This window comes from Bacillus sp. FSL P2-0099, assembly GCF_038007445.1.
Taxonomy (GTDB): domain Bacteria; phylum Bacillota; class Bacilli; order Bacillales; family Bacillaceae_G; genus Bacillus_A; species Bacillus_A mycoides.
This window is the reverse complement of sequence record NZ_JBBOXE010000001.1, coordinates 5,283,293-5,294,857: the sequence shown is the minus strand read 5'-3', so window position 1 is coordinate 5,294,857 and position 11,565 is coordinate 5,283,293. Positions and strand designations below refer to the sequence as shown.

Annotated in this window: 11 protein-coding genes and 1 riboswitch; of the genes, 9 read left to right on the top strand and 2 right to left on the bottom strand. The window is 36.6% G+C overall.

The genetic code is table 11. The annotated features are described in order from the left end of the window. The first annotated feature begins 2 nt into the window (after nt 1–2). A complete protein-coding gene (locus MKY90_RS27495) occupies nt 3–650 on the top strand; it encodes a response regulator (RefSeq protein ID WP_002016393.1) in 648 nt (215 codons plus the stop codon). 190 nt (nt 651–840) lie between these two features. After that, on the top strand, nt 841–1,467 hold the full coding sequence (locus MKY90_RS27490) for an FMN-dependent NADH-azoreductase (RefSeq protein ID WP_002184487.1): 627 nt from the start codon (nt 841–843) through the stop codon (nt 1,465–1,467). A 66-nt stretch (nt 1,468–1,533) separates the two neighbouring features. On the opposite strand, the gene MKY90_RS27485 is transcribed toward MKY90_RS27490, so the two are convergent. Then, nucleotides 1,534–2,763, bottom strand: coding sequence for a chloride channel protein (locus MKY90_RS27485; RefSeq protein ID WP_341093159.1), 1,230 nt, complete (start codon nt 2,761–2,763; stop codon nt 1,534–1,536). Between the two features lie 319 nt (nt 2,764–3,082). Beyond that, nucleotides 3,083–3,187: riboswitch (SAM riboswitch) on the top strand. A gap of 234 nt (nt 3,188–3,421) precedes the next feature. On the opposite strand from MKY90_RS27485, the gene MKY90_RS27480 reads away from it, so the two are divergent. The 3 genes from MKY90_RS27480 (at nt 3,422) to MKY90_RS27470 (ending at nt 7,040) form a co-directional block, all read left to right on the top strand. Then, nucleotides 3,422–4,720, top strand: coding sequence for a bifunctional O-acetylhomoserine aminocarboxypropyltransferase/cysteine synthase (locus MKY90_RS27480; RefSeq protein ID WP_063219251.1), 1,299 nt, complete (start codon nt 3,422–3,424; stop codon nt 4,718–4,720). Next, nucleotides 4,704–5,609: a homoserine O-acetyltransferase MetA gene (gene metA, locus MKY90_RS27475; protein ID WP_341093157.1), complete on the top strand. Its 906-nt coding sequence runs from the start codon at nt 4,704–4,706 to the stop codon at nt 5,607–5,609. Before MKY90_RS27480 ends, metA begins: the two co-directional genes overlap by 17 nt. A gap of 135 nt (nt 5,610–5,744) precedes the next feature. Next, entirely contained in the window at nt 5,745–7,040 is a 1,296-nt protein-coding gene (locus MKY90_RS27470; protein WP_098167840.1) for a homoserine dehydrogenase, read from the top strand. Nucleotides 7,041–7,069: 29 nt separating this feature from the next. On the opposite strand, the gene MKY90_RS27465 is transcribed toward MKY90_RS27470, so the two are convergent. Beyond that, a complete protein-coding gene (locus tag MKY90_RS27465) occupies nt 7,070–7,696 on the bottom strand; it encodes a YczE/YyaS/YitT family protein (protein ID WP_341093154.1) in 627 nt (208 codons plus the stop codon). A gap of 98 nt (nt 7,697–7,794) precedes the next feature. Between MKY90_RS27465 and MKY90_RS27460 the strand changes: the two genes are divergently transcribed. From MKY90_RS27460 to MKY90_RS27445, 4 genes are read left to right on the top strand one after another with little or no spacing between them, the layout of a single operon-like run. Continuing rightward, nucleotides 7,795–8,772, top strand: coding sequence for a LacI family DNA-binding transcriptional regulator (locus MKY90_RS27460; RefSeq protein ID WP_215599129.1), 978 nt, complete (start codon nt 7,795–7,797; stop codon nt 8,770–8,772). A gap of 10 nt (nt 8,773–8,782) precedes the next feature. Then, the gene (locus MKY90_RS27455) at nt 8,783–9,664 is read left to right on the top strand and encodes an SGNH/GDSL hydrolase family protein (RefSeq protein WP_002034946.1); all 882 of its coding nucleotides are present in this window, start codon (nt 8,783–8,785) and stop codon (nt 9,662–9,664) included. Beyond that, entirely contained in the window at nt 9,661–10,578 is a 918-nt protein-coding gene (locus MKY90_RS27450; RefSeq protein WP_063219247.1) for an ABC transporter ATP-binding protein, read from the top strand. Before MKY90_RS27455 ends, MKY90_RS27450 begins: the two co-directional genes overlap by 4 nt. After that, on the top strand, nt 10,571–11,563 hold the full coding sequence (locus MKY90_RS27445) for an ABC transporter permease (RefSeq protein WP_002089839.1): 993 nt from the start codon (nt 10,571–10,573) through the stop codon (nt 11,561–11,563). Before MKY90_RS27450 ends, MKY90_RS27445 begins: the two co-directional genes overlap by 8 nt. The last annotated feature ends 2 nt before the right edge of the window (nt 11,564–11,565 follow it).

Genomic DNA, 11,565 nt, shown 5'->3' with positions numbered 1-11,565 from the left:
TTGTGAAAATAAAAGTATTGTTAGTTGATGATCATACAGTTGTTTTAAAAGGATTAGCATTTTTTCTAAGCACACAGGAAGATTTTGAATTAGTTGGTGAAGCAAATAATGGGAAAGAGGCGCTAGTGAAAGTAGGCGAAACGAGTCCAGATGTCGTATTAATGGATTTATATATGCCTGAGATGGATGGAATTGAGGCAACAGCTTGTATTAAAAAAGAATATCCAAACGTGAAAGTAATTGTATTGACTAGTTTTTCTGATCAAGCTCATGTATTGCCGGCACTAAAAGCTGGGGCGAGCGGTTATATTTTAAAAGATATCGAACCAGATCAGCTTGTTGAAGCTATTCGAAGCGCGTATAAAGGTAATATTCAATTACATCCAGATATAGCAAATGCCCTTCTTTCTCAAACATTACCACAGGAAGAGAAAGAAGAAGAACCTTCCGTTCAAGTGGATGTATTAACAGCGAGAGAAAATGAAGTATTGCAGTTATTGGCGAAAGGGATGAGTAATAAAGAAATTGCTTCTGTTTTAGTTATTACAGAAAAAACGGTAAAAGCTCATATGAGTAGTATTTTGAGTAAGTTACATTTATCCGATCGCACGCAAGCAGCATTATATGCAGTGAAAAATGGAATCGTATAAGACAAAAGTCGTAAGACCTATTTCGCCTTTAGAAGGTGGACTTTTTTTATGGAAAAATACGTCTATGTGAGGACGTAATTGTCTTGATATAAAGATAAAATGTATTTGTAAGCAACAATAATTATAAGGGAGTACCCTTTTTCGTAAGTGATATATAACAACATAAGAGTGAGTAGTAGGAGGAAAAACAATGGCAACAGTTTTATTTGTAAAAGCAAACAACCGCCCAGCGGAACAAGCAGTTAGTGTGAAATTATACGAGGCATTTTTAGCAAACTATAAAGAAGCGCATCCAAATGATACAGTGGTAGAACTTGATTTATATAAAGAAGAATTACCATATGTAGGCGTAGATATGATTAATGGTACATTCAAAGCAGGTAGAGGATTTGATTTAACAGAAGAAGAAGCAAAAGTGGTAGCAGTTGCTGATAAGTATTTAAATCAATTTCTAGAAGCTGATAAAGTAGTTTTCGGTTTCCCATTATGGAACTTAACGATTCCAGCCGTATTACACACGTATATTGATTATTTAAACCGTGCTGGTAAAACGTTTAAATATACACCAGAAGGTCCAGTTGGGCTTATTGGAGATAAGAAGATTGCGTTATTAAATGCACGCGGCGGCGTATATTCTGAAGGACCAGCAGCTGAAATGGAAATGGCTGTTAAATACGTAGCAAGCATGATGGGCTTCTTCGGTGCAACAAACATGGAAACGGTAATTATCGAGGGACATAACCAATTCCCAGATAAAGCAGAAGAAATCATTACTGCAGGTCTTGAAGAAGCAGCTAAAGTAGCAAGCAAATTTTAATTAAAATTATAATCGCCACTCGAAAAAACAGCATTAACATTTAAATGTTAATGCTGTTTTTTTATATTAATTTGTAGTTTCGTTATGTTTAGGAAGCGGAAATGCATTCCCAATCGCTGCTGCCCCGAGCATGGGTAATAATAAATTGAGCGGGAAAAACATGAGTAATAGTAATGTTATAGCTATTGGTTTTCTTAATGCATAGCTTGAAATAGCTGTCGTGACGATGGCTACAGAAGCTATTGGATCTATAGGGATAATAGAAGCTATAGCATATCCGATACTTGATCCAGCAAATATAATTGGGAAAATATGTCCGCCGCGCCAACCCGTATTTAAACAAACGGCAGTAATACATAATTTTAAAATTCCTGAAAGAAGTAGTACCCAGAAGGATAAATGGCTCCATTCAACGACTAAATCTTTTAATTGATGTTCTCCTGAAAATAACGTGTACGGGAGAAAAGTTCCTGTAACCCCTAATAAAATACCGCCTATAATTCCAAGTGATACCTTGTATTCCCTGAAGGGGTGGATTAATTTCTCTAATGTGAATTCTAATTTGAAATAAAAGAAACCAACTATAGCACCAATGCTAGCAAGTGGTAGAAAGGCGATCCATTCATTAAGAGCAAGAGACCCTTCCCCAAAATCAACAATAAAGGATCCACGATTATCGAGTTTACTAAGCAATAAATAAACGGAAAAACCAGCAAAAGTGGTAGCTAAATATACGATTGCTTTTTTTCCTTTCAAAAATTCATTAATTTGCTTATCCTCATTTTCATTCGGAGCTAAATAACCGAATAATGGTGCATTAAAAATAACACTTAAAGTGGCACCAATTCCAACCTCTGTTAGTTCATTCATTCCCTTTAAAGCAAATTTAAAGCGATCTCCTACCCATGTACAAAGTCCACCGATAATTCCAACAAGTGCAGCTTCTGGTCCTAAACTAGCTCCAAATATTAAAACGATAATCGCAGTTAAAGTAGCTTTATGTACAAAACGGTATTCAATTCTACCTGTTTTTTTATATTCAGCCATCACTTCCGGCATAAGACGTGGATATGTACCGAAGTATTTTTGTGTTAAACCAACGAGGATACCACCGATGATTGTTACACAAATGGTGTAATAAGGGGGAGAAGAGAAAAGAGTAGGTAAGTATCCCCAAATAAAGTGAATTCCGATACTTATTGTGACTAAAAATGACCAGACCGTGACTCCTACTATAGAGCCTAAAAGAATGCCATATAGGACGAGTATATGGTGCATGTCTTTTTTATTTGTCATGTTCTACCTCCGTTATGTAAGTTTTCATGTAGAAAGGATTAAATATGCTAGTGTGAAATGAATTGAATATATATAGTATCTTTTTGAGGGGGTGGCTTATTCAATATATTGGGATCTCATGAAAATTTGAAACCAACGCGGTTAAACCACCTATTTAATTCTATATATGGATTGGAGTTTTTAAAAGGTCTTTTTCAAATGAATATGGAATATATTTCTTTTATTGTTTGTATTAAATTCCTTGCGTTTAATTTAGAACATTCAGAAAAACTATTTGACATCAGGAAATTATTGCTATAAAATCAACGGTAATTGCATAGTCTTATCAAGAAAAGGTGGAGGGACAGGCCCGATGAAACCTTGGCAACAGCCGTATAACGGAATTGTGCCAAATCCTGCAGGTAATAATCCTGAGAGATAAGAAAGAGCCTTAGAGCGTGTTTTCAAACTGCTCCTTTCTTGTTTTCAGGGAAGGGGCAGTTTTTTATTTTGGATAAAGTGAAACTTTAATCAGTGGGGGTTTTGCCCCTCCCCCGCTAATTATTAGCCTTCATCAATCGGGCAGTTATCTCCCACCTAACTTCCTCGCATTTGCCGAATTTGGAGGTGGGAGTCTTACTACCCGCAAATAGCGGGATAAAAGAAAGGAGAATGAGAGATGGGAGAATCATGGGGGAAAGGAACGATTTGTGTGCAAGGTGGCTATACGCCAAAAAATGGTGAGCCGCGTGTTTTGCCACTTTATCAAAGTACAACGTATAAATACGATACGTCAGATGATTTAGCAGCACTATTTAATTTAGAGGCAGAAGGATATATATATACGCGTATTGGAAATCCTACTCTAGCTGCATTTGAGCAGAAGTTATCAGATTTAGAAGGCGGTGTAGGGGCTGTTGCAACAGCTTCTGGGCAGGCAGCCATTATGCTTGCGGTTTTAAATATTTGCAGTAGTGGAGACCATTTACTTTGTTCTTCAACTGTTTACGGAGGAACGTTTAATTTATTTGGAGTGAGTTTGCGTAAGCTTGGCATTGATGTTACGTTCTTTAATCCTAATTTAACGGCAGATGAGATTGTGGCACTTGCTAATGATAAGACAAAACTCGTTTATGCAGAGTCGTTAGGAAATCCAGCAATGAACGTTTTGAATTTCAAGGAACTTTCAGCAGCAGCAAAAGAATTAGAAGTACCTTTTATCGTTGATAATACATTAGCGACGCCTTATTTATGCCAGGCGTTTGAACATGGGGCAAATATCATTGTCCATTCTACAACGAAATATATTGATGGCCATGCAAGTTCTTTAGGCGGCATTGTAATAGATGGAGGGAACTTCGATTGGACAAATGGAAAATATCCTGAGCTTGTCGAACCTGATCCGAGTTATCACGGCGTAAGCTATGTTCAAAATTTTGGAGCAGCAGCGTATATTGTGAAAGCACGCGTTCAGTTATTAAGAGACTACGGAAATTGTATGAGCCCATTCAATGCATATATTAGCAACATTGGCCTGGAAACATTGCATTTACGAATGGAGCGTCATAGTGAAAATGCTCTCGAAGTTGCTAAGTGGCTTGCTAATCATGATCGCATTGAATGGGTGAATTATCCAGGATTAGATAGTAATGAAAATTACTCGTTAGCACAAAAGTATTTGAAAAAAGGTGCTAGTGGAGTTTTAACATTTGGTATTAAGGGTGGATTAGAAGCAGCAAAAGAATTTATCGCGAATGTAAAGCTTGCAACTCTTGTAACGCATGTAGCTGATGCAAGAACTTGTGTAATACATCCTGCTAGTACGACGCACAGACAATTAAGCGCAGAAAATCAGCGTTTAGCTGGCGTTACATCTGATTTAATCCGTTTATCGGTCGGTATAGAAGATGTTTCTGATATTATTGCAGATTTAGAAGCGGCGCTAGTCGGAGGCAAACAACATGCCGATCATAATTGATAAAGATTTACCAGCTCGCAAAGTATTGCAGAAGGAAAATATTTTTGTAATGATGAAGGAGCGAGCAGTAACACAAGATATACGTGCTTTGAAAATTGCTATATTAAATTTAATGCCCACAAAGCAAGAAACAGAGGCGCAATTACTTCGTTTAATTGGAAATACACCGTTGCAATTAGATGTTCATTTACTTCATATGGAATCGCATCTATCTCGCAATGTAGCGCAGGACCATTTAACGAGCTTCTATAAAACATTCCGTGATATTGAGAATGAAAAATTTGATGGACTCATTATTACAGGAGCACCAGTTGAAACTCTTTCTTTTGAAGAAGTAGATTATTGGGAAGAGCTTGGACGTATTATGGAGTATTCAAAAACGAATGTAACATCTACGCTTCATATTTGCTGGGGGGCACAAGCAGGTTTGTATTACCACTATGGTGTGCCGAAGTATCCTCTTGCGGAAAAAATGTTTGGTGTATTTGAACATGAGGTTCGCGAGCAACATGTGAAATTGTTACAAGGGTTTGATGAAGTGTTTTTTGCTCCGCATTCTCGTCATACAGAAGTACGAGAGAGCGATATTGAAAAAGTGAAAGAATTAACGTTATTAGCCAATTCTGAAGAAGCAGGCGTTCATCTTGCTATTGGGCAAGAGGGAAGGCAAGTTTTCGCACTCGGGCATAGTGAATACAGTTGTGATACGTTAAAGCAAGAATACGAACGGGACTGCCAAAAAGGGTTAAATATTGATGTGCCAAAAAATTATTTTAAACATAATAATCCAAATGAGAAGCCAATTGTTAGGTGGAGGAGTCATGGGAATTTATTATTCTCTAATTGGCTGAATTATTACGTGTATCAAGAAACCCCTTATATATTGTAAATGATTGTATAACACGTGGTAGCGTTTTATTTGTAAAGATTAACCTTTATTTTTCTCAATATTCAAAATACATTTTTCGGATTTTTTGTCTATATAATGGCATCTAAACACAATTTTTGAGGGGTGGACAGTATTATGAAAGAAATTCAAGTGGGGTTATTAGGTCTTGGGACAGTTGGTAGTGGTGTAGTTCGTATTATTACAGATCATCAAGAACGACTGATACACCAAGTAGGTTGTCCAGTGAAAGTAACGAAAGTATTGGTGCAAAACATTGAGAAAGAGAGAGAAGTAGACGTGCCTTCTACTCTATTAACACAAGATGTGAATGAAATTTTAGATAATCCTAATATTGATGTTGTCATTGAAGTAATGGGCGGCATTGATGATGCAAAAGCATATATTTTACAAGCTTTAAAAAGCGGGAAGCACGTTGTGACTGCAAATAAAGATTTAATGGCGTTACACGGAGCGGAACTCTTAGCGGTAGCAAAAGATAATAAGGCTGATTTATTTTACGAAGCAAGTGTAGCGGGAGGGATTCCAATTTTACGAAGCATCGTAGAAGGTCTTTCCTCAGATCTTATTACGAAAGTAATGGGAATTGTAAATGGAACGACAAATTTTATTTTGACGAAAATGTCAGACGAAGGGAGAGCATATAACGACGTGTTAAAAGAAGCTCAGCAGCTTGGATTTGCAGAAGCAGATCCAACATCAGACGTAGAAGGTTTGGATGCAGCAAGAAAAATGACGATTTTGGCTACTCTCGGTTTCTCTACAAATGTAGAGCTTGGAGATGTGAAGGTAAAAGGGATTACTTCTATTACAGCAGAAGATATTGAATATAGTAAGAGCTTAGGCTATACGATTAAATTAATTGGTCTTGCAAAGCGAGATGGCGAGAAATTAGAGGTTACAGTTGAGCCAACTCTACTTCCAAATGCACACCCTCTTGCGGCAGTGCAAAATGAATATAATGCTGTGTATGTGTATGGTGAAGCGGTAGGAGAAACGATGTTTTATGGTCCGGGAGCAGGAAGCTTACCGACAGCGACAGCTGTTGTTTCTGATCTAGTTGCTGTAATGCAAAATATTAGGTTAGGTGTAAACGGAAATAGTGCTGTAGTTCCGCAATATCAAAAGGTACTAAAAGAGCCAGATGAAATTATTGTGAAAAAGTTTTTAAGACTTCATGTGAAAGACGAAATTGGTGTGTTTGCAAAAATTACATCATTGTTCTCTGAACGCGGTGTTAGTTTTGAAAAGATTATTCAAATGCCACTTGAAGAGAAAGGGAAAGCAGAAATAGTAATTGTAACGCATCGTGCTTCTCTTGCGGATTATGAGTACATTCTACATACATTGCAATCGTATGTAGAAATAGATTGTGTGAAAGCAAATTATCGAATTGAAGGAGATGCTAAGTAGTATCTCTTCTAATAAAACGAAAAAACCTATTAAGCGGCTTGCTTAATAGGTTTTTTTCTATTTAAAATTTGCGTACCAACTTGAATAAAAGCTTGAATAATCCAACCTGTTGTAAAGGATAAGATAATTGTTCCAAAATAGATTGGCCCATCTAATAAGAAGCTTAATGTTAAAAATAAAAAAGCTAATGAAATTTCTGTTCTTCTAAATGTCCATTTCTTTTTCTCAGCAACAGTTAAAACGAGAGCCTCTTGAGGTGCTGCGCAAAGTTTAGTAGAGACGTAAAGACCAATTCCGGCTCCGACGAATAGGTTTCCGCAAATAAGTGTTATATATTTTGGAAGAGAGCGGATAATGTCCATAATGGTCGTAATAGAACCAACCCAATCAACAAAAAGAGAAATAAGAATCATCGTTACAATTGTGCCGATTGTAATTTGTTTTTTGTCCCAAAAGAGTACGATCAGGGTAAAAACAAAGTTAATCATGAAAATCCAAAAACCAATACTTATCCCAAAATTTTGATATAGTGCAATAAAGAAGGAATCATAAGGGCTAAGTCCAAAGGAAGTAATTGTCGTCATCATATTAATACCGATGGCGAGAATGAGTAAACCGCCAATGAAAAATATATATTCTAGTTTGAATCGAAGCATAGTTGTATATCCTTTCAAAATGTATTTGCTAAGAAAGGATATACTGTGGAAAGCTTACCAGGTCAAGCGAGAATTTTTGAGGGGAAGGGGAGAATGAGATGACTAATATAAGAAAGATTGCTGAACTTGCTGGTGTATCTGTTTCAACTGTTTCACGTGTACTCAATAATCATCCGTATGTGAATGAACAGAAACGAAAAGAGATTTTAGCGATTATTGAAGAATTAAATTACACGCAAAATGTGAATGCGATTCATTTAGTGAAAGGAAAAACGAATGTAATTGGCGTTTTATTGCCGCACGTAAATGATCAATATTACAGTGCCATTATTGGGGGGATATCAAGGGAAACTGCAAAGAACAATTATAATATGATGCTTTGCCAGACAAATTATAGCGAGGAAAAAGAGCTTGAAATTTTACATATGTTAAAAATGAAAAAGCTTGATGGAGTAATTATATGTTCACGGACAAATAGTAAGGAAAAACTTGAAGAGTATACGAAGTTTGGTCCAATTGTGATGTGTGAAGAAATAGATTCGAAATTCATTTCGAGTGTACATATTGATTACTACAAAGTATTTTTGCGCGGGATGAAAAGCTTAATAGATGCTGGTCATACACGTATCGGATATTGCATTGGAAGAAGTAATAGTATTAATAGCCAGAGGCGAAAAAAGGCGTATGAGGATTCACTTCAACAGATTGTTGTAACACCGTTAGATGCCTGGAAGTTTAAGGGCTGTTTTACGGTGGAAGATGGGCGCAATGTAGTCAGGGAATGGGCTCGTATGTCTGTAAAACCGACGGCTTTTCTTGTATCTTGCAATCATATTGCTGCAGGAATGGTAACGGAGGCGAAAAAACAAGGAATTCGTATCCCAGAGGATATTACGATTATCGGATGTGATGATCAAGAGGTGGCAAATATATTAGGTATTACGACGATTTCGCATTCTAGTAAAAATGTTGGTGTAAAGGCATTTGAATTATTATATGAAAAGATTAATGATGAGGAAATAGATGTGAAACATGTAGAGTTATTACCAGATTTGGTAGATAGGGAAACGACATAATAGAGAAGGTGTGAAAATCGCTTTTCGAAAATTCGTTTGGTATAATTATGGACAATCTATAGGGGCTAAAAGGGGTTTTGATATGAGATCAAAATTAGTAAAAGTAATTCTACTCATTACAATTGCGTCTTTCTGTTTATTTGCATACGGTTTTGTTTCGGGTGTAAATGATGTATTAAATCCGAAAGCTTCAAAATTAATTACGAAGACTGACGTAGTGGCAAAAGAGAAAAAGAAAACGGGAACGTTACAAGTAGTTAGTTTAGGTGATTCGTTAACGCGCGGCGTTGGTGATAAAGAAGGAATTGGCTATATTGGACGAATGAAAGAGAATTTACAAAAAGATTATAAACAAAAAGTTGCACTAAGCAATTTGGCAGTTAGTGGTGCGAAAATGCCTGATTTATTAAAACAAATCGAAAGCAGCGGAGCTCAATATTCAATTAAGCAAGCAGATGTAATTGTTTTAACAATTGGAGGAAATGATTTGTTCCCAGGATGGGAATCGCTCGGAAAGATAGATCTAGAGACGTATCGTCCTGATACGGAAACGTTTCAAAATGAAGCGAAGAAAATTATAGAAGAAATTCGTAAATTAAACACAGATAGTCCTATTTTTTGGCTAGGTTTATACAATCCTTTTGAGGATGTAGAAGATTTAAGAGGTTCATCAAATATTGTTGTTGATTGGAATGCTTCTTTAGAGAAATTAGCATTAAATGATAAAAATGTATATATTACACCGACATTTGATTTATTCCAAAATCGTGGAAAAGATTTATTATACTCCGATCATTTTCATCCGAATGAAGTAGGCTACACATATATGGCAGAGCGATTAGTCCAAAACGTCGTAAGTAAATTAAAACTAGAGCAAGGAGGGATAAAATGACGACGATACTTTCTGTACGAGACTTGAAGAAGGTAATTGGAAAGAAGACGCTTGTAGAGGACATTTCATTTGATGTAAAACAAGGAGAAGTGTTTGGCTTTTTAGGACCGAACGGAGCCGGGAAAACGACAACAATTCGAATGTTAGTTGGACTGATTAAAGCGACAGAAGGTACTATTTCTATCGGTGGTTATTCTATTAAGGAAAATTTCAGAGAAGCGATGCGTCAAATTGGAAGTATAGTTGAAAACCCAGAGCTTTATACATATTTAACGGGATGGGAAAACTTAAAGCAATTTGCGCGCATGCTTGGTGATATATCAGATGAACGTATTATTGAAATTGCAAAAATGGTTCATTTAGATGAGCGTATTCACGATAAGGTAAAAACATATTCCCTTGGTATGAAGCAGCGCCTTGGAATTGCACAGGCGCTACTTGGAAACCCGAAATTGCTCATATTAGATGAACCGACGAATGGTTTAGATCCAGCTGGGATTAGAGAACTTAGGGAATTTATACATAAGCTTGTAAAAGAAGAAAATATGAGTGTATTTATTTCGAGTCACTTGCTAAGTGAAGTGCAACTGATATGCGACCGTGTTGCTATTATTCATAAAGGAAAAATGATAACAGTTGCACCTATTGAAGAGTTGATCAAAACAGCGAGTGATCGTGTGGAATGGGTCGTTACACCGATTTTCAAAGCGAAAGACATGTTAGACGCTGCTGAAGAGATAGAGGAAGTTAGTGTAGAAGATGAGCGTTTATTATGTCGTATGGATGTTGCGTCTATTAATGTTTGGAATAAGCATTTTGTAGAAAACGGGATAGATGTACATAGCGTCAAAGAGCTTGTATTTACGCTAGAAGATTTATTTATTGAACTCACAAGGGGTGAGCAACATGCGTGAATTTGCGAATCTAGTTTTAAATGAATCAGAAAAGATTTATCGTAAGAAACGAATTGTTGTTGTCATGCTTATTTTAGCAATCTTGATTCCACTTTTTGTGTATGCTCAGTATCGTGAAATAGAAACGACGCAAAAAAGGCTTGGTACGACCGATTGGAAAGTATCATTACAGCAACAAATTGTTGATTCACAAAACCGCTTGAACAATTCTAGATTGCCAGAAGAATGGCGGGATTGGCTAAAAGTAAGAGTGGAACAACAACAATATTATTTAGATCATAATATTAATCCGACTGCGCCAGGAGCACCGACATTTGTGAGGGCGTTTATTGAACAAGGAATAACATTATTTATTCCATTGCTCGTTATGATTGTCGCCATTGATATTGTTTCAGGAGAACGAAGCGATGGTACGATGAAAATGCTTCTGACGAGGCCAATTCGGCGCTGGAAAATACTCCTTAGTAAATATGTGACGATGTTATTTTTCATTTCGCTCATATTGCTTCTTGTCGGTTTGTTTGCTTACGCATTATCAGGGCTTGTATTTGGATACTCTGGATGGAATTTACCTGTGTTAACAGGATTCGTCATTGATAAGGAAACGTTAAATACGAACTTTGTCCACCTTATTCCGCAGTGGCAATACATTTTAATGGCGTACGGACTAGCTTGGTTTGTTGCTATCGTTGTTGGAACTATATCATTTATGGTCTCTGTTTTAATTCGTAATACACCAGCTGGTATGGGCGTTATGTTAGCTGCGTTAATTGCAGGCGGCATTTTAAGTTCATTCGCAACGTCTTGGGAAGGTGCGAAATACATTTTTAGTGTCAACTTATCGCTAACGGATTATTTATCAGGAAAACTTCCTGCATTACAAGGGTTATCAATGGGATTTTCTTTAATAAATTTAACGGTTTGGGCAGTAGTATCTCTTATCATTTCGTTTGTAGTATTTACAAGGCAGGATATGGTGAATTAATT

Excerpts from the sequence above, each read along its gene's own strand:
- MKY90_RS27490 (WP_002184487.1), top strand. The coding sequence starts at position 841 with ATGGCAACAGTTTTATTTGTAAAAGCAAACAACCGCCCAGCGGAACAA.
- MKY90_RS27485 (WP_341093159.1), bottom strand. The coding sequence starts at position 2,763 with ATGACAAATAAAAAAGACATGCACCATATACTCGTCCTATATGGCATT.
- MKY90_RS27480 (WP_063219251.1), top strand. The coding sequence starts at position 3,422 with ATGGGAGAATCATGGGGGAAAGGAACGATTTGTGTGCAAGGTGGCTAT.
- metA (WP_341093157.1), top strand. The coding sequence starts at position 4,704 with ATGCCGATCATAATTGATAAAGATTTACCAGCTCGCAAAGTATTGCAG.
- MKY90_RS27470 (WP_098167840.1), top strand. The coding sequence starts at position 5,745 with ATGAAAGAAATTCAAGTGGGGTTATTAGGTCTTGGGACAGTTGGTAGT.
- MKY90_RS27465 (WP_341093154.1), bottom strand. The coding sequence starts at position 7,696 with ATGCTTCGATTCAAACTAGAATATATATTTTTCATTGGCGGTTTACTC.
- MKY90_RS27460 (WP_215599129.1), top strand. The coding sequence starts at position 7,795 with ATGACTAATATAAGAAAGATTGCTGAACTTGCTGGTGTATCTGTTTCA.
- MKY90_RS27450 (WP_063219247.1), top strand. The coding sequence starts at position 9,661 with ATGACGACGATACTTTCTGTACGAGACTTGAAGAAGGTAATTGGAAAG.
- MKY90_RS27445 (WP_002089839.1), top strand. The coding sequence starts at position 10,571 with ATGCGTGAATTTGCGAATCTAGTTTTAAATGAATCAGAAAAGATTTAT.